The following is a 17,807-nucleotide window of genomic DNA, read 5'->3' as shown; positions in this document are numbered from 1 at the left end:
CGGGGCGGGTGCTCACAGCCGCCCCCAGCGGCGGATCAGCGGGGCGACGTGCTGCACCCCGGTGCGGTAGGCGGTGCGGGCGCCGCGGTGGGCGAGGCGGCGGACCGGGCCCGGCGGGCGGGCGTCGGTACGGCCGGGGAGGGGCGCGCCGTCGGGGTCCAGGCCGTGGCGGGCCAGGACTCCGGGGAGGTAGCCGGGGGCGCGGCCGGCGTAGTACGGGGCGAGCGGCGGCAGGCCGGGTCCGGCGGCGCGCTCCCGCAGTTCGGCCAGCCGGGCGCGGGCGGCCGCGCGGTCGGCCTCCCCGTCGCCGGTGACGCCGCGGTCGGCGAGCCAGCCGGGCTCGGGGACCGGGAGGTGGCCGGCGTCGATCCGGTCCCAGGAGGTGAGGCAGCCGGAGCCGGTGAACCAGTGGTTGCCCAGGGGCTCGCGGACCCCGAGGTCGGTGAGGACGGCGGTGGGGACGCCCCGGCTGAGGGCCTCCAGCGCGGCGGTGGAGCTGACCGTGACGAGCAGGTCGGTGGTGTCGAGCACCTCGCCCATGTGCCCGTAGGAGAGCCGGAAGTTGGCGGGGAGGCCGTTTCCGGCGCGGGCCGCGAGGCGCTGGTAGGGCACCTCCTCGACGTGGGTGGTGTGCTCGCCCGGGGCGCTGCGAAGCTTGAGGACGACCTCGCGGCCGGGGTGGCGGTGGGCGTGCGCCACGGCGCGGGCCAGCAGGTAGCGGCGGGCGGCGGCGCCGTCGGGAACGGAGGGCTGGGCGGCGAAGACGACGCGGCGCGGGCGGTCCCCGCGGTCGGCGGGGCCGGGGTCGTGCGGCGTCCCGCCGAGGAAGGGCAGCGGCCAGCGGGTGACGGCGGCGCTGTCGGCACCGGCCCCGTCCAGCACCTCGCGGAAGCGGCGGGCGTCGTGGGCGGAGCCGGCCAGCAGCAGGTCGGCGCCGTGGCGCAGCAGCAGCCCCTCGGTGAGCTTCTCGTAGACGACGCCGGGGTAGCCGGTGACGACCACCGGGCGGGTCCCGGTGGCGGGCCGGAGCCGGGCCAGTCCGTGCAGCACCGCCTGGACGGTGTGGCCGACGCAGGCCAGCACCAGGACGTCGTGGGGGCGGGCGGTGGCCGTGGGCGGCTCGTGCTCCCCGGCCAGTTCGGCGAGGAGTCCGGTCACGGTGACCTCGCGGGCGTCGCGCGGGGCGACTCCCGTGTCGGCGAGCTGCCGTGCCGTGGGGGTGGCGCGTCCGCGCAGCAGCCGGCCGCTCAGCTCCGCGCCGGGGGCGAGTGCGCGGGCGGTGAGCGCACCCCACTTCCAGCGGGTGTCGGAGTCGGCGAGTACGGCTACTCGCCCCGGTGAATTCGGTGTCGCGGGCACATCCCGGAAACTAGGCAGCCATTCGTCCCGAGGGGCCAACGCTCCCGCAATGGGAAATGAACAGCACGTGGACCGATGCCCAACTGGCCTCAGGAAAAGACAGGTTCACCTGCACCAGGTATCCCGTTCACATTCCGGCCACTGTTCCGCGCCCGCCGTCGGCGCATTGTTCACCCGGACACCGGAGAAGCCCGCCCCGATCCGGACTCCGGAGTTCTCCGTTTTCGGAGTTCTCCGGTTTCGGAACGGGACGGGCTCCCGGGGAGTGCGAAAAGCGGACGGCGCGTCCGCGGTGGCGCCGGTCAGAACCGCTCGGCGGGGACGTAGGCGCCCCAGACCTCGCGCAGCAGGTTGCAGACCTCGCCGACCGTCGCCCGTGCCTTCAGCGCCTCACGCATCGGGTAGAGGACGTTCTCCTCCTCGCCCTCGGCCGCCCGCCGCAGCGACGCGAGGGCGGTGTCCACCGCCTTCTGGTCGCGCTCCGCGCGCAGCCGCCGCAGCCGGTCGACCTGCTGCTGTTCGATGGCCGGGTCGACGCGCAGCGGCTCGTAGGGCTCCTCCTCGTCGAGCTGGAAGCGGTTGACCCCGACGACGACCCGCTCGCCCGCGTCGGTCTCCAGCGCCATCCGGTACGCGCTGCGCTCGATCTCGGTCTTCTGGAAGCCCTCCTCGATCGCCTCGACCGCGCCGCCGCGGTCCTCGACCTGCTGCATCAGCTCCAGCGCGGCGCGCTCCACGTCGTCGGTCAGGGACTCCACGACGTAGGAGCCCGCGAACGGGTCGACCGTGGCGGTCACGTCCGTCTCGTAGGCCAGCACCTGCTGGGTGCGCAGCGCGAGCCGGGCCGACTTGTCGGTGGGCAGCGCGATGGCCTCGTCGTAGGAGTTGGTGTGCAGCGACTGGGTGCCGCCGAGGACGGCACCGAGCCCCTGCACGGCGACGCGCACCAGGTTGACCTCGGGCTGCTGCGCGGTGAGCTGCACACCGGCGGTCTGGGTGTGGAAGCGCAGCATCAGCGACTTGGGGTTCTTCGCGCCGAACTCCTCCTTCATCACCCGGGCCCAGATCCGGCGGGCCGCGCGGAACTTGGCGACCTCCTCCAGGATGGTGGTGCGGGAGACGAAGAAGAACGACAGCCGGGGCGCGAAGTCGTCCACGTCCATACCGGCGGCGACGGCCGTCCGCACGTACTCGATGCCGTCCGCGAGGGTGAAGGCGATCTCCTGCGCGGGCGTGGCCCCGGCCTCGGCCATGTGGTAGCCGGAGATCGAGATGGTGTTCCACTTGGGGATCTCGGCGCGGCAGTACTTGAAGATGTCGGCGATCAGCCGCAGCGAGGGCTTGGGCGGGAAGATGTAGGTGCCGCGGGCGATGTACTCCTTGAGCACGTCGTTCTGGATGGTGCCGGTCAGCTGCTCCGGGGAGACGCCCTGCTCCTCGGCGACGAGCTGGTAGAGCAGAAGCAGCAGCGCGGCGGGGGCGTTGATCGTCATCGACGTGGAGACCTTGTCCAGCGGGATACCGCCGAACAGCACCCGCATGTCGTCGATGGAGTCGATGGCGACGCCGACCTTGCCGACCTCGCCCTGCGCCAGCGGGGCGTCGGAGTCGTGACCCATCTGGGTGGGCAGGTCGAAGGCGACCGACAGGCCCATGGTGCCGTTGGCGATCAGCTGCTGGTAGCGGGCGTTGGACTCCGCCGCCGTCCCGAACCCGGCGTACTGGCGCATCGTCCAGGGCCGGCCGGTGTACATCGTGGGGTAGACGCCGCGGGTGTACGGATAGACGCCGGGCGCTCCGAGCCGATCGGCCGGGTCCCATCCCTTGAGGGCCTCCGGCCCGTACACCGGCTCGATCGGGGTACCGGACTCTGACTCGCGCGCCATGGTGTGTGTGCCTTCCGTTCGCAACAGCCGCGGGATCGCCGCGCGACGGACTGTAGCGACCGGCCTGCGCCGGACGGGAGAGGCTCGGCCTGGGAGATCGCTCACAACGGGCGTGCGCCCGCCGCTCGCGGCGTTGGGACGCGCGGGTGGGACGAAGGGGGAATACGCCCCACCCGCGCTTGGGCCCCTGTGGTACGGGGGGAACCACGGGTGCCCGTGGACCGATGACCAGTCGGCCCACTCCCTACAGCGTCCCAGAAGCCCGCCGCGTTACGAAGACCAGGTCATGGTTTCCGGCCGGAGATCACTGTTCGTGCACCCACCAGGTCTCTTCCGTACGCACCGGACGCCGCCCGCTCGGCGGTCCGTGACAGCGCCGCTACCGGTGCCGGTGCTGGCGCCGGCGCCGGCGCGGTTTGCACGGCGCGGGACCCGGCGGCGGCGCGCCCGCGGTCGGCCGCGCGGCGCCCGGACGGGACGGCGGAGCCACGGTCCGCCGACTGCTCGGCACGTTCGAGGAGTTCGGCGAGGCGGCGCAGTCCGCGGTGGGCGGCGGTCCGCACCGCGCCCGGGCGGCAGCCGAGGAGCCCGGCGGCACGTTTGGCGTCCAGCCCCAGCACCGTGCGCAGGACCACCGCCTCGGCCTGTTCCTTGGGCAGCCGGCGGACGAGGGCGAAGGTGTCGCGGGTGCCCAGGGCCACGATCGCCTCCTCGGCGGTGTCGGCGGCGGCGGGCAGCTCGCGCAGCGCCGGCTCGTCCAGCGGCTCGGCCGGCCGGCGGGCCCGCGCCCGCAGATGGTCCAGGGCGCGGTTGCGCGCGATGCGGGTGGTCCAGCCGCGGAACCGGTCGGCGTCGCCGTCGAAGCGGCCGAGGTCGCGGGCTATGTGGAGCCAGGTCTCCGCCGTGACGTCCTCGGCGTCGGGCTCGGCGACGATGGTCCGCACATAGCCCAGCAGCCGTGGCTGTAAGGCCCGGAACAGCGTGCCGAACGCGTGGTCGTCCCCCCGTTGAGCCGCCCGCACCGCCGCGGTCAGCTCCTCGTCCTCTTCCCCCTGCACCCCCACCGCCCCCTCTTCGCGGACACGCCCACAGCACGGAACCGGTAACTGTGCGTCTCCGAAGCCCGAACGCTACGCGACCCGGGCGAACCCGTCCATCCCCGGCTTCCCGGCCACGGCACGGCGCACGCCGGAGGGTCCGGAGCCGTCGGCGTGGGGCGCGCCGAGCGGGCGACGAAGGGCGTGCGGCGTGCGCGGCGGGCGGCGCTGTAACGGAATCGCGAGGGCCGTCGCTGTAGGAGCGGAGACGGGCACCGCGGGGCCCGTCGCCAGCGGTCGGCCGGGGTCTCTCCTGTGGGGGGTGGCGGCCCCGGCTGTCCGCCAGAACGTGCGGCACGAAGCGCGAACGCGGGAAGCGCACCCGTGGGACGCGCGGGTGCGGCGGGTCCCGCCGCACTCGCCCGCCTCACGCGGTGGCGCCGGCCTCCACCCGGTCGGCGAGAGCGGTGAACTCCTCCCACTCCAGCTCCGGGGTGTCCGGGTTCCACAGCTTCTGGGCCGTGGCGTGCAGCGGCAGCCGGATGCCGTCGGCGACCTCGTCGGTCGTCTGGCTGTCGGCCAGGTCGCACCAGACGGCGAACCGGCCGCCGAGCACGTTGTCCGGGCCGCCCAGTTCGTCGGCGACCGGCTCGTTCCCGCGCAGCACGTCGGGCGTCCACTCCTCGTAGATCCGCTCGCCGGTGGGGTAGACGAAGCCGACCGGCTCGCCCAGCACGTAGTACAGGTACTCGCTGCTCATGTTGATCAGCTCCCAGCCGCCCTCCAGGTACTCCTCGGGCGGGCGGGCGCCGATCTCGCGGCCGGTCCAGTAGGTGACCTGCCGTTCGGCGTCGGGCTGGACGGTGCCCCCGGCGTGCATGCCGTCGTTCCACACCTGGGGAAGGCGGTCCAGCTCGCGGGCGGTGTCGGCCCGGTCGTTGAGCCAGGCGGTGGCCAGGTCCTGGGTGGTGGCGACGGAGTCGATGGCCTCGCGGGCCTCGGCGAGGGCGGGGAAGCTGCCCTCGGGGTCCTGGTAGTACAGCGCGCCGTACTCGTCACCCCCCAGATGCCAGTACGGGCCGGGGAAGAGCTGGGCGTACTCGCGGGTCAGGTCGTCCAGCAGTTCGCCGGCGCGCGGCTGGGAGATGTCGATGGCGCCGGGCACCGGCTCGCCTGCCGCGTTGTTGAGCCGCAGCTCCGGGTAGGCGTCGAGGACGGCACCGAGGTGGCCCGGGGAGTCGATCTCGGGGATGACGGTGATGTGGAGCGACTCCGCGAGTTCCACTATGCGGCGGACCTCGTCCTTGGTGAGGTGCTCCTCGGAGACGATCTCGGGGAACTCCTCGCTCTCGATGCGGAAGCCCTGGTCGTCGCTGAAGTGCAGCTGCAGCTGGTTGAGTTTGAGGTCGCCCATCATGTGCAGCCGCTCCTCGATCCAGTCGGCCGGGAAGTGCTTGCGGGCGATGTCCAGCATGAATCCGCGCTGCGGGCGGTCCGGCGCGTCCTTGACCACGCCCTCGGCGACGCCACCGGCGTCCCGGACGCTCTGCACCAGGGTGCGGGTGCCGTAGAAGACACCGGCGTCGTGCGAGCCGGTGATGGTCAGGGTTCCGTCGCGGCTGGTGAGGGTGTACTCCTCCGGTCCGAGCGGGGAGTCGGGGTCGACCTCCAGCAGGACGTCGCCGAGCAGGGCGTCGCCCTCGGTCACCGGGACCGACAGCTCGTCCGCGAGCCGCTCGGCCTCGTCGTCGAGCACGCCGTCGAGGACCGCGACGACCCGGGTGTCCGGGGTCACGGCCCAGCCGTCGCCCTCGGCGGGCTCCCAGGACCGGACGGCGGGGACGGCACTGGGCGCCTCGTCCGGGCCCACCGGGGCGGCGCGCGGCTCCTCCGCCTCCGGCGCGTCCACGCCGGCGGCCGTCTGGGAGGAGGACCGCTCGGCGGTCCGCTCGGGACCACCGAGCAGCACCGCCCCGAGCGCGACCAGGACAACCATCATGGCGACGACGCCGCCTGTCAGTACACGAGCCATGGGAAGACCGTAACCACATCGCCGGGTGGCCGGAGCAGGGTCGTAGGGCCCGCCGGTACCGACCGAAGACCCCCGGCGGCGGCCCGCGCGGCGCCACCCGGCGGGCATCCCGGCGGCACGGCCCGCGCGCGAGGGTTCCTCACCCATCCGTGCCTGATTGCTCACACCTGAGCCCCCGGGTCCGGAACGGCCCGATGCCGTCGATACGATGTGGCCCGGCCGGTGGACCGTACCCGGCCGGGACCGGCGGCCTCCGCCAGGCGGAGGAACCCGCCACCCGATCCCGACATCCGCTCCCGGAGGGTATTTCCGTGCCGGCAGGAACGCTGTACCGCGGCCGGGAAGGCATGTGGTCATGGGTGGCTCATCGAGTCACCGGTGTCCTCGTTTTCTTCTTCCTGTTCGTCCATGTACTCGACACCGCGCTCGTCCGCGTCTCGCCCGAGGCGTACGACGACACTGTCGCGGTCTACAAGACCCCGCTCGTGGCCTTCATGGAGTACGGCCTCGTCGCCGCCGTGCTCTTCCACGCGCTCAACGGCCTGCGAGTGATCGCGGTCGACTTCTGGAGCAAGGGCGCTCGCTACCAGAAGCAGCTGCTGTGGAGCGTCATGGGGCTGTGGGGCGTGCTGATGGCCGGTGCCGCGTACCCGGTGCTGTCGCACGCCGTGCGTGAGCTGTTCGGGAGCTGATCGAGATGACCACCGAAAACACCACCGCCGCCACCACGGGCGTCACCGTCGAGGACAGCCGTTACAGCCCCGACAACCCCGCCCCGGTGATCGAGCCGCCGCGTGCGCGCACCCCGCGCACCCCGAAGGCGACCCGGACCAACTTCGAGCTGTACGGCTGGCTGTTCATGCGCCTGTCCGGCATCCTGCTCGTCTTCCTGGTCATCGGGCACCTGCTGATCCAGCTCGTGCTGGACGGCGGCGTGTCCAAGGTCAGCTTCGCCTTCGTCGCCGGCCGCTGGGCCTCGCCGTTCTGGATGGCGTGGGACCTGATCATGCTCTGGCTCGCCATGCTGCACGGCGCCAACGGTATGCGGACGATCATCAACGACTACGCGCAGCGCGACAACACCCGCTTCTGGCTGAAGGTGCTGCTCTACACGGCCACCGTCTTCACCATCCTGCTGGGCACGCTGGTGATCTTCACCTTCGACCCGAACATCCGCTGACGCACCGGGGCTGACGAGACAGATGCAGATCCACAAGTACGACACCGTCATCGTCGGTGCGGGCGGCGCCGGGATGCGCGCGGCCATCGAGGCCACCAAGCGCAGCCGCACCGCCGTACTGACCAAGCTCTACCCGACCCGCTCCCACACCGGCGCGGCGCAGGGCGGCATGGCCGCCGCCCTCGCCAACGTCGAGGAGGACAACTGGGAGTGGCACACCTTCGACACGGTCAAGGGCGGCGACTTCCTGGTGGACCAGGACGCGGCCGAGATCCTGGCGAAGGAGGCCATCGACTCGGTCCTCGACCTGGAGAAGATGGGCCTGCCGTTCAACCGGACCCCGGACGGCACCATCGACCAGCGCCGGTTCGGCGGCCACACCCGCAACCACGGTGAGGCGCCCGTGCGCCGCTCCTGCTACGCGGCGGACCGCACCGGCCACATGATCCTCCAGACCCTCTACCAGGCGTGCGTGAAGGAGGGCGTGGAGTTCTACAACGAGTTCTACGTCCTCGACGTGCTGCTGAACGAGGTGGACGGCGTCCGCAAGGCGTCCGGCGTGGTCGCGCTGGAGCTGGCCACCGGCGAACTGCACGTCTTCCAGGCGAAGGCGATCGTCTTCGCCTCCGGCGGCAACGGCAAGTTCTACAAGGTGTCCTCCAACGCCCACACCCTGACCGGCGACGGCCAGGCGGCGGCGTTCCGGCGGGGCATCCCGCTGGAGGACATGGAGTTCTTCCAGTTCCACCCGACCGGCATCTGGAAGATGGGCATCCTGCTCACCGAGGGCGCGCGCGGTGAGGGCGGCATCCTGCGGAACAAGGACGGCGAGCGCTTCATGGAGCGCTACGCCCCCACCATCAAGGACCTCGCGCCGCGTGACATGGTCTCGCGCTCGATCTACACCGAGATCCGCGAGGGACGTGGCTGCGGCCCCGACGCCGACCACGTCTACCTGGACCTCACCCACCTCCCGCCGGAGCAGCTGGACGCCAAGCTGCCCGACATCACGGAGTTCGCCCGCACCTACCTCGGTATCGAGCCCTACACGGACCCGATCCCGATCCAGCCGACGGCGCACTACGCGATGGGCGGCATGCCGACCAACGTTCGCGGCGAGGTGCTGGCCAACAACACCGACGTGATCCCGGGCCTGTACGCGGCCGGCGAGGTCGCCTGCGTCTCGGTGCACGGTGCCAACCGCCTCGGCACCAACTCGCTGCTGGACATCAACGTCTTCGGCCGGCGCGCGGGCATCGCCGCCGCCGAGTACGCCTCCACCGCGGACTTCGTCGAACTCCCGGAGAACCCGGAGGAGTTCGTCGCCGGCCAGGTCGAGATGCTGCGTGACGCCACCGGCACCGAGCGGGTCAGCGACATCCGCCGGGAGCTGCAGGAGACCATGGACAAGAACGCCATGGTCTTCCGCACCTCGGAGACGCTGACGGAGGCCCGCGACGAGATCGCGGCCCTGCGTGAGCGGTACAAGGGCATCTCGGTGCAGGACAAGGGCCGCCGGTTCAACACCGACCTGCTGGAGGCCATCGAGCTGGGCAACCTGCTCGACCTGGCCGAGGTCCTGGTCGTCTCCGCCCTGGCCCGCAAGGAGTCCCGGGGCGGTCACTACCGCGAGGACTACCCGGACCGCGACGACGTCAACTTCATGCGCCACACCATGGCGTACCGCGAGGTCGACGCGGACGGCAACGACTCGATCCGGCTGGACTACAAGCCGGTCGTCCAGACCCGCTACCAGCCGATGGAGCGTAAGTACTGATGAGCACCGCCACCGTCGAGAAGCCGGAGGCCGCCGCGGACAACGGCGCCTCCCACAAGATCACCGTCACCTTCCGCATCCGCCGGTTCAACCCGGAGGTCTCCGCGGAGGCGAGCTGGCAGGACTTCGTGATCGACATCGATCCGAAGGAGCGCGTCCTGGACGCGCTGCACCAGATCAAGTGGGAGGAGGACGGCACTCTCACCTTCCGCCGTTCCTGCGCCCACGGCATCTGCGGCTCCGACGCCATGCGCATCAACGGCCGGAACCGGCTCGCCTGCAAGACGCTGATCAAGGACCTGAACCCGGCCAAGCCGATCTCCATCGAGGCGATCAAGGGCCTGACCGTCCTCAAGGACCTCATCGTCGACATGGAGCCGTTCTTCCAGGCCTACCGCGACGTGATGCCCTTCCTGGTCACCAGCGGCAACGAGCCGACCCGCGAGCGTCGGCAGTCCGCCGCCGACCGCGAGCGGTTCGACGACACCACCAAGTGCATCCTGTGCGCCGCGTGCACCTCCTCGTGCCCGGTGTTCTGGAACGACGGCCAGTACTTCGGCCCGGCGGCGATCGTCAACGCCCACCGCTTCATCTTCGACTCGCGTGACGAGGCCGGGGAGCAGCGGCTGGAGATCCTCAACGACAAGGACGGCGTGTGGCGTTGCCGCACCACGTTCAACTGCACCGACGCGTGCCCGCGCGGTATCGAGGTCACCAAGGCGATCGCCGAGGTCAAGCAGGCGCTGATCACCCGCCGGTTCTGACCGGAGGGCGAGGCACCGGCCCGGAGTTGTCGACGGCGGCGGGCGTGCGGGGTGATTTCCCGCGCGCCCGCCGCCGTTCGTGTGCCCGCGCCCGGCGCGCACGGGACGGGCGGCGTCGCGCGGCGGGCGGTCGCCGGTGCCCTGGGCTAGGTTGCGGCCATGGCTGAATTCGTACTCGTACCGGGGGCGTGGCTGGGGTCGTGGGCGTGGCGCGAGGTCGTCCCGCACCTGCGCGCGGCGGGCCACGGCACCCATCCGCTGACCCTGGCCGGCGTCGCCGAGCGGGGCGGTGAGAGCGCCGGGCAGAGCACCCACGTCCAGGACGTCGTCGGCGCCGTCGAACGGCTCGACCTGCGGGACGTGATCCTGGTCGGGCACAGCTACTCCGGCATCCCGGTGGGCCAGGCCGCCGAACGCATCGGGGACCGGCTCGCGCGGGTGGTCTTCGTCGACGCCAACGTGCCGACCGACGGCGAGTCCTTCGTCTCCGGCTGGCCCTACGGCCGGGACATTGTCGAGGCGGCCATCGCGGCGCACGGCGGCACCTGGCCGCCGCTGGCCGCCGCCGACTACGCCGGGCAGGGGCTGACCGACGAGCAGGTGGAGCGGATCGTGGCCGGCTCCACCCCGCACCCGGGCGCCACCCTGATCGAGCCGGCGGTCCTGGAACGCCCGCTCGGCGAGCTGCGCGCCACCTATGTGAAGTGCCTGCTGGACGGTGTGGAGCCGAGTGACGACGTCGCGGCCCTGCTGACCAGCGACCGCTGGCGGCTGGTGCGGATGGAGACCGGGCACTGGCCGATGTTCTCCCGGCCGCGCGAACTGGCCGACGTGCTGCTGGAGGCGGCGGAGCACTGACGGCCCGCCGCTGCCGGGTGCCGCCGGTGCCGGGTGCCGCCGCTGCCGCCGCTGCCGCCGATGCCGCCGATGCCGCCGATGCCGCCGGACGCTACCGGCCGACGGTGATCACCAGCTCGTCGTCCGGGCCGTCGTCGCCCCGCTCCGCACCGGGTGGCGCCTCGCCCCCGTGGCCCTCCGGCCCCCGCTCCTCCGCCGGTCGCAGACAGTCGGGGGCGATCCGCCACAACAGCAGCCACGCGGCGGCCCCGGCCAGGGCGCCGCAGATCATCGCGCCCCCCGCGCGGTCGGCCGCCAGGCTGAGCGGTCCGGCCCACCAGGTGTCCCCGGGACCGGAGGCGAACAGGAGCTGGTCCGCCCCGACGAAGAGGGCGCGGCCCACCGCGCCCGCGGCCAGGCCGGTCCAGGCGCCGGTGAGCAGGAGCGCGGGGAGGGAGCGTCGCCGCAGCGGCCGGAGCACGGCCCAGAACGCGGCGCCGAACAGCAGCACCTGGAGCACCGCGGGCACCGCGAGCAGCAGCAGCACCCACAACTCCTGTCCGGCGTACGACACGTGCCAGTCGGCCGGGACCAGCCACCGCTCCACCAGTACCTCGCCCGCGCCGGGACGACGGTCGGCGAAGCCGTCGTGCCTCCACGAACCGCCCAGCGCCGCGACCAGCAGGGCGAGCAGCGCCGTGGCGGCCCCGGCCGCCCGCAGGAGGGCCCGGCCGTCGCCGGACGAGTCGGACCGCCCCGGGATCGCCTGGCCCGCGTTCCCGTCCAGCAGGGCGAGCCGCCGGGAGCGCACCACCGCGGCCCCGGTCACGACCCCGCCTGCCACCAGCCCGAGCCCGATGAACAACGGCGCTCCCTGGCCGGTCAGTTCGTAGACCGCCATCCACACCGACCGCTCACGGAAGACACCGATCTCCTCGGTCTGGTCCCAGCTCTCCAAGCCGTTGTCTCGCCCGCGCAGCCCCACGAGCGGCGCCACCAGGCCGGTCCCGACCACGGAGGCGGCGACGGCGGCCCACCAGCAGGCGAGCCAGGTCAGCGGCCAGCGGCGTCCCACCGGCGGCAGCAACCGCAGCACCAGCGCCGAACCGGCGGCGAACAGCGCCACCGTCAGCAGCACCTGGGTGGTGACCAGGCCGGTGCCGATCCACTCGCCGGCCGTCCACCGTGCCGCACCGTCAGGTTCCCGGTGCGACCAGCCGATCAGCCACCAGACGAGCGACCACGTTCCCCGGTCCCCGTTCTCGTCGGCCGCCTCCACCAGCGCGGCGAGCCGTGCCGGTGTGCAGACGAACCAGATCAGCGCCCAGAGCGCCACCGCACCCGCGACCGGCGGCACCCACTCCGCGCGTGTCACGTTCTCCCACCTCAACCGCATCGCGGCCCCCTCTTGGAAGTTCCGTCCCCTGAACCCACTCCGCCGCCTCGGGCGGCGCCCTCTCCCCCTTGTGCCCCGGCGCCGCTCGGTCAGCGGCGGACGGTGATCACCAGGTCGTCGTCGGCCTCGGGGCCGGCGCCTCGTCCGTCCTGCCGCTCCGTCGCCTTCCCCTGCGGCGCGTCGCCTCCGGAGCGTGCCCACGGCCATCCGGTTCCGGAAGGCCGCGACGCGATCCAGGCTGCCGCACCGCCCAGCGCACCGGCTGTCAGCGCGCCGGGCACGAACGCGTAGCCGCCACGCCCCACCAGGAAGACCAGGTGGTCGAAGTCCATGTCCGCGGTGCCGAGCACCTGGGACAACGATGTCGCCAGCACTCCCGCGGCCGTGCCCGCCCAGGCGCCGGTGACGACCAGCGCCGGCAGGGACCGGCTCCGCGCCAGCCGGACGACCAGCCAGAACAGCGCCCCGAGGAGCAGCACCTGGAGCGCGGCTCCCAGCACCAGATGCCCCGCGATGGACGAGGCTGCCTCGGCGTCGCCCATGCCTCCGTCCTCCAGGTCGTACCAGGCGGCGGGAGTCAGCCAGAACGCGGCCAGCCGGCCGGTGGTCCCGTTCTCGTCGGTGGTGAACACAGGCTCCGTGTCCGAGCCCAGGGCGCCGATGAGCAGTGCGCCCGGGACCATCGCCGCACCGGCCACGCGGAGCAGGACACCTCGGTCGGCCGTCGGAGCGTCGTCCGCGCCGGTCCGGTCGGTCTCCCCACGGCTCAGCAGCCACGCGGCAGCGGTGACGGCGGCTGACGCGACAAGCGCGAGGACGGTCAGCAGCGGCAGCCCCCGACCGGTCCCCAGCACCACCGCGAGCGAGGCCGACGTGAAGCCGTCCCCGAACGGCGCGGCGATCGCCGAGCCGAGTAGCGCGGCCACCACACCGGTCCACCAGCAGGCGAACCAGGTCAGCGGCCAGCGCCATCCGGTCGGTGGCAGCAACCGCAGCACCAGGGCCGAACCGGCGGCGAACAGCGCAACCGTCAACAGCAGTTGTGCTGCCACCACACCCGCGCCCAGGTGTGAGTCCGCCAGCCAGGGCGCGGCCCGTTCGACCTCCCCGCCGCCCGGTGACCACGAGTAGACCCACCAGCCCAGGAGTTCGGGCACCGGTCGTGACTCCTGCAGCGGCTCGCCCATCAGGCGCGCCGCACGCTCGGGCGTGCAGATCAGGCGGACCAGCGCCCACAGCACCACCGCCCCGACCGCCGGCGGCACCCACACCGCCCGTGCGGCCCACACCCGCGTTCCTGTCCTTGTCCACGACGACGTCATCTCGCCCCTCCCCCCTGAGGTCTGCCCGCTCCCCGCGGCGGGCCACCGCGTCGGCGGCGCCTCCGGCGCCTCATTGTGCCCGCTGGTCACACCGAACGCACGGCTCCGCCGTCGGGTTGCCGGGGGCGACGCGCCGCTCAGCGGCTGAGGTCGACCACGAGTTCGTCGTCCTCGGGGCGGTGTCCCGGCCCGGCCACCGGCTCGCCGTCGCTCCCGGCCGGTGACGGCGCCGGGGCCTCGCCCGGTGGCGCGAACCGCAGAACGGTCCACGCGACGAGACCGCCGAGCACTCCGGCGGTCAGCGCCCCCGCCGCATACGCGACCGACCACTCCGCCAGCCGCGTGAGGTACCCCGGATCACCGAAATCCCGGGGTCCTCCGAGAGCGAGGACCCAGACGGCCCGTCCGAGGGTCCCGGCGGCCAGCCCGGTCCAGGCCCCAGCGAGCAGCGACGCGGGCAGGGACCGGCTCCGCAGCGCCCGCACCACCAGCCAGAACAGCAGCCCGAAGAAGAGCACATGGAGCAACGCGGGCAAAGCGGCCAGCAGCGAGAGGACCGGATCGGGCGTCCCGGCCCCGGACTCCAGGTTCCAGGCGTTGGGCACCAGCCAACGGGCCACGGCCGGGCCGCCGGGGATATCGTCGCTGCCACTGTGGCGGAACCAGCTGTCCATGGCGGTGCCGCCCAGCGCCCCGATCAGCAGCGCCACCAGCAGCGCGGCCCCGCCGGCGGCCCACCGCTGCGCACGCGGACCGACGGGAGCCGGCCCCGGCTCCGGACGCCCGGCGTGCCCGCCCCGGAGAGCCACCGTCCGCAGCAGCACCGCCGAGCCGGTGACGACCAGCGCGGCGGGCAGCGCGAGGACGACCAGCACGGGCAGCCCGTGCCCGGTGGTCCAGAAGACCGTCAACCCACGGGAGCCGTAGGGCTCCGCGCCGACCAGCGCCACGGCCCCGGACCCGGCCACCGCCGCGGCGACCGCCGTCCACCAGCAGCCCAGCACCGTCAGCGGCGTCCGTGAACCCACCGGGGGCAGCGCCCGCAGCACCGCCGCCGCCCCGGCGGCGAACAGCACGACGGTGAGCAGCACCTGCGCCGTCACCCGGGCGGCGCCGAGGTGTTCGTCGGCGAGCCACTCCAGCTCTCCGGCTTCGAACCCCCGGTGCGACCAGGCCGCCAGCCAGGACCCGAGGTGTGCGGCGCCCCGGGCGGGACGTCCCTCGCCGGTCAGCAGCGCGGCGGCCCGTTCCGGGGTGCAGACCACCCAGACCGCCAGCCACAGCGTCGCCGCGCCGAGCAGCGGCGGCAGCCACTCCGCACGCGTCAGCCGCTCACCCGTCACCCATCCCCGTCCGTGCAGCACCCGGTCCCCTCCCCGGCGGGACCGCCCGCCGATGTCGGCGGGCCACCGAGTCGACGGCGCCCACCCGGCCATTGTGCCGCCGGGCATCGGCCGGGACGGGACAGCACGCGGCCGTACGCGGGCGTACGTGGCTTTCACGCGCGCGGGGACGCCCAAAGCCCCCTCTGGCGTACCCTGCTGCTAGGAACGGCGGGCACGACCGCCGGACGCGGTGGCACGCAGTGGGGGTCTCGTGAACCAGCCCGAACCGAACGGTTACCAGTGGGGTCCGACCGGTCAGCGGCCGCCTGCGCACCATCAGCAGGTGACCCAGCCGATCGACCTGAGCAAGGGCCCCTACCCCACCCGGCCCACCGGCGGGCACGACGCCCAGCCGTACGCGCCGGGAGCGCCGCAGCCCGGGCTCCAGGCGTACGCGCCGGGATACGGCCCGCAGGGCTTCCAGCCCCAGCAGGGCGCACCGTTGCTCTACCTCGGCGACATGACGGTGATGCCGGACGCCGTCCTCACCCCCAGCGGCCCGCTGCCCCTCAAGGGCGCGATGTGGTCGGTCACCGACATGTCCCGCACGGACCGGACCATCACCACGGCCGGCGTCGTGCTGACCTGTGTCTTCGTCTGGTTCTGCCTGCTCGGCCTGCTCTTCCTGCTGATGCGGGAGGACACCACCACCGGCTTCGTACAGGTGACGGTGACCAGCGGCGGCCGCACGCACACCACCCTCATCCCGGCCACCAGCCCGCAGGCCGGTCCGGCGATCGTGCAGCAGGTCAACTGGCTGCGGTCGCTCAGCATGTGAGCATGGCTATAGGTGTCAGCGCGTCGTGGGCGGGGTGCGGCGCAGCGCGAGGGTGACGAATCCCAGCGTCCCCCGGTAGCCGGTCAGCCAGCCGGTGCGGTGGTCGGCCGCGAGGGCGGCGGCACCCGGCGCCTCGGGGTGGCCGGGGTGCTCAAGCGCCCACCGCGCGAGCGAACCGGTCCACGACCACTCGTAGTCGTCCCACTCGGCGGCGGTGCTGACGTGGCCGTACACCGGGGTCCAGCCGGCGTCGGTGACGCGCCGTACGGTGCCCGCCAGGTCGTCGTAGGCGTCGGCGTCGCAGCCGAGGACCCGCAGGGCGTCCGGCCCGGGCGGCCGTTCCCAGAACCCCTCGCCGAGGAGCACGGTGCCGCCTGGTGCCAGGTGGGCGACGGCCGCCTCCAACGACGGGAGCAGCCCGCCGAACGCGTGGGTCGCGCCGACGCACAACACCACGTCGCCCGGCCGGTCGACGGGATACCGGGAGGCGTCCGCGGTGACCAGGCGGAGCTTCTCCGCGAGCCCCAGGCGTTCGGCCTCCCGGAGACCGTGGTCGATCCCGGCGGGGTCGATGTCCAGACCGACGCCCTCCGCGTCGGGACGCGCGGCCAGCGCGCGCAGCAGCCAGGTGCCCTGCCCGCAGCCGAGGTCGAGCAGGAGCGGAGCACGGTCACGCGGCATCACCCGGTCCAGCAGGACGCGAACGGAGTCCTCCGACAGGGGCGCCGCGACGGGATGGTCGGCGTGGGTCACCAGATGGCGCTGGTAGCTCTGCATCCGCGCATCCTCACACCGCGCCCCGGCCACCCACGACCGGTTTTCCGGCGGCTGCGGCCGGGCTGCCCGTAGACTGACGCCCGGTCGCCGCCCTGCGACCACACAGCCTTCCGGCCGAGGTACCAGCTCCCCGGGAGGCTTTTCCATGCCTGGCGCCGGAGCGGTGATCGACCCGGGGCCGGGCCCTCACCCGTCTCACTCCCGGAGGCCCACCCACGCCCGATGTGAACCCCCGCCCCGCCGACGAGACGGACCGGGCGCCGCTCGAACGGCTCTGGCTGATGTTCCGCCACGACCTGTCCGCCCACAGCGGCGTGCTGCCGTGCGCGGACGGGACGTTCCGGAGCGACCGCCTCGACACGGCTCTGACCAGCCCCGGTTGGGCTCCGTACGTGCTGGAGTGTTCGGACCGGCCGGTGGGGTTGGCGCTGGTGCGAGGGCTGGACGAACCGACCCGCGTGCTCAGCGAGTTCTTCGTGGTGGCGGGAGCGCGCGGACGAGGCATCGGACAGCAGGCGGCCCAGGACGTGATGGCCCTGTGGCCCGGCGTGTGGGAGGTGGCGTTCCAGCCGGGGAACACCGGCGCCGCGCGCTTCTGGCGACGCGTCGCCACCGCCGTCGCCGGTGGACGGTGGACCGAGGAGCAGCGCCCGGTCCCCGGCAGGCCCGACGCCGCCCCTGACCACTGGATCCGCTGCGACACCGGCGGAGCCGCGTCCCCGCCGGACAGGCCCCGGCGCTAGCACCAACCCACCGACACCGCACCCCGACGTCCCAGGCCCGCGCGGAGATCACTGACCCCTGCCCCCTCATTGCGAACGAGGTGAGCGAGCAGGACCATCCCTGCATGCGCGGGGAGCACCAACGGCGCCGCGTCGATTCGCGTCCGGGCGCGGGACCATCCCCGCATGCGCGGGGAGCACCCCCCTGTCCTGGGGTTGCAGAGCAGCCCGTGGGGACCATCCCCGCATGCGCGGGGAGCACGTGGCACGGGCCTGCGTGGTGGGTGGCCAGCTGGGACCATCCCCGCATGCGCGGGGAGCACGCGTGCCGGGGGTGGATGTCCAGAGTCGACCTGGGACCATCCCCGCATGCGCGGGGAGCACGCGGCGGCCTCCAGGGGGCCGGCGTCCAGGGGGGGGACCATCCCCGCATGCGCGGGGAGCACTCGGAGCCGGGCAGGACACCGCCGGGAGTCTCGGGACCATCCCCGCATGCGCGGGGAGCACGCGTGCCGGGGGTGGATGTCCAGAGTCGACCTGGGACCATCCCCGCAT

Annotated in this window: 15 protein-coding genes and 1 CRISPR repeat array; of the genes, 7 read left to right on the top strand and 8 right to left on the bottom strand. The window is 73.3% G+C overall.

Translation table 11 applies throughout. The annotated features are described in order from the left end of the window. Window positions 1-12: 12 nt before the first annotated feature. The 4 genes from E0D90_RS10305 to E0D90_RS10290 all read right to left on the bottom strand — a co-directional run bounded on the left by E0D90_RS10305 (window position 13) and on the right by E0D90_RS10290 (window position 6,314). Window positions 13-1,359 carry a DUF6716 putative glycosyltransferase gene (locus tag E0D90_RS10305; protein ID WP_130797454.1) on the bottom strand — a complete coding sequence of 449 codons (1,347 nt, stop codon included), beginning with the start codon at window positions 1,357-1,359 and terminating at the stop codon, window positions 13-15. Window positions 1,360-1,661: 302 nt separating this feature from the next. After that, window positions 1,662-3,245: an acyl-CoA mutase large subunit family protein gene (locus E0D90_RS10300; protein ID WP_130797453.1), complete on the bottom strand. Its 1,584-nt coding sequence runs from the start codon at window positions 3,243-3,245 to the stop codon at window positions 1,662-1,664. A gap of 284 nt (window positions 3,246-3,529) precedes the next feature. Beyond that, window positions 3,530-4,303: an RNA polymerase sigma factor gene (locus tag E0D90_RS10295; protein WP_130797456.1), complete on the bottom strand. Its 774-nt coding sequence runs from the start codon at window positions 4,301-4,303 to the stop codon at window positions 3,530-3,532. A 406-nt stretch (window positions 4,304-4,709) separates the two neighbouring features. Beyond that, window positions 4,710-6,314, bottom strand: coding sequence for a beta-N-acetylhexosaminidase (locus E0D90_RS10290; protein ID WP_227870116.1), 1,605 nt, complete (start codon window positions 6,312-6,314; stop codon window positions 4,710-4,712). A 311-nt stretch (window positions 6,315-6,625) separates the two neighbouring features. On the opposite strand from E0D90_RS10290, the gene sdhC reads away from it, so the two are divergent. The 5 genes from sdhC (at window position 6,626) to E0D90_RS10265 (ending at window position 10,893) form a co-directional block, all read left to right on the top strand. Further along, window positions 6,626-7,006, top strand: a complete 381-nt coding sequence (gene sdhC, locus E0D90_RS10285; RefSeq protein ID WP_103504209.1) for a succinate dehydrogenase, cytochrome b556 subunit — start codon at window positions 6,626-6,628, stop codon at window positions 7,004-7,006. Between the two features lie 5 nt (window positions 7,007-7,011). Further along, window positions 7,012-7,494: a succinate dehydrogenase hydrophobic membrane anchor subunit gene (locus E0D90_RS10280; RefSeq protein WP_130797452.1), complete on the top strand. Its 483-nt coding sequence runs from the start codon at window positions 7,012-7,014 to the stop codon at window positions 7,492-7,494. 22 nt (window positions 7,495-7,516) lie between these two features. Then, the gene (gene sdhA, locus E0D90_RS10275) at window positions 7,517-9,271 is read left to right on the top strand and encodes a succinate dehydrogenase flavoprotein subunit (protein WP_130797451.1); all 1,755 of its coding nucleotides are present in this window, start codon (window positions 7,517-7,519) and stop codon (window positions 9,269-9,271) included. Continuing rightward, window positions 9,271-10,035 (top strand): succinate dehydrogenase iron-sulfur subunit, encoded by a 765-nt coding sequence (locus E0D90_RS10270; protein WP_103528436.1) that lies wholly within the window; start codon window positions 9,271-9,273, stop codon window positions 10,033-10,035. The genes sdhA and E0D90_RS10270 overlap by 1 nt, the downstream gene beginning before the upstream one ends. Window positions 10,036-10,194: 159 nt before the next feature. After that, window positions 10,195-10,893, top strand: coding sequence for an alpha/beta fold hydrolase (locus tag E0D90_RS10265; RefSeq protein WP_130797450.1), 699 nt, complete (start codon window positions 10,195-10,197; stop codon window positions 10,891-10,893). Between the two features lie 91 nt (window positions 10,894-10,984). Here E0D90_RS10265 and E0D90_RS10260 read toward each other — a convergent pair whose 3' ends face one another. The 3 genes from E0D90_RS10260 to E0D90_RS10250 form a co-directional block, all read right to left on the bottom strand. After that, window positions 10,985-12,247 carry a hypothetical protein gene (locus E0D90_RS10260; RefSeq protein WP_157996847.1) on the bottom strand — a complete coding sequence of 421 codons (1,263 nt, stop codon included), beginning with the start codon at window positions 12,245-12,247 and terminating at the stop codon, window positions 10,985-10,987. 110 nt (window positions 12,248-12,357) lie between these two features. After that, a complete protein-coding gene (locus E0D90_RS10255; RefSeq protein ID WP_130797448.1) occupies window positions 12,358-13,557 on the bottom strand; it encodes a hypothetical protein in 1,200 nt (399 codons plus the stop codon). Between the two features lie 170 nt (window positions 13,558-13,727). Continuing rightward, on the bottom strand, window positions 13,728-14,954 hold the full coding sequence (locus tag E0D90_RS10250; RefSeq protein ID WP_130797447.1) for a hypothetical protein: 1,227 nt from the start codon (window positions 14,952-14,954) through the stop codon (window positions 13,728-13,730). Window positions 14,955-15,258: 304 nt separating this feature from the next. Between E0D90_RS10250 and E0D90_RS10245 the strand changes: the two genes are divergently transcribed. Then, window positions 15,259-15,753, top strand: coding sequence for a hypothetical protein (locus tag E0D90_RS10245; RefSeq protein WP_438827387.1), 495 nt, complete (start codon window positions 15,259-15,261; stop codon window positions 15,751-15,753). Between the two features lie 15 nt (window positions 15,754-15,768). On the opposite strand, the gene E0D90_RS10240 is transcribed toward E0D90_RS10245, so the two are convergent. Continuing rightward, complete coding sequence (locus tag E0D90_RS10240) at window positions 15,769-16,530, bottom strand: SAM-dependent methyltransferase (protein ID WP_130797445.1); 762 nt, start codon at window positions 16,528-16,530, stop codon at window positions 15,769-15,771. Between the two features lie 224 nt (window positions 16,531-16,754). Here E0D90_RS10240 and E0D90_RS10235 point away from each other — a divergent pair, with 224 nt between their 5' ends. Further along, window positions 16,755-17,273: a GNAT family N-acetyltransferase gene (locus E0D90_RS10235; RefSeq protein ID WP_130797444.1), complete on the top strand. Its 519-nt coding sequence runs from the start codon at window positions 16,755-16,757 to the stop codon at window positions 17,271-17,273. 90 nt (window positions 17,274-17,363) lie between these two features. Beyond that, a CRISPR array of direct repeats spans window positions 17,364-17,759; the repeat unit is 29 nt; unit sequence GGGACCATCCCCGCATGCGCGGGGAGCAC. Window positions 17,760-17,807: the final 48 nt, after the last annotated feature.

Source organism: Streptomyces otsuchiensis (assembly GCF_004305975.1).
GTDB lineage: Bacteria > Actinomycetota > Actinomycetes > Streptomycetales > Streptomycetaceae > Streptomyces > Streptomyces otsuchiensis.
This window is presented reverse-complemented; position numbering and strand designations above follow the sequence as displayed.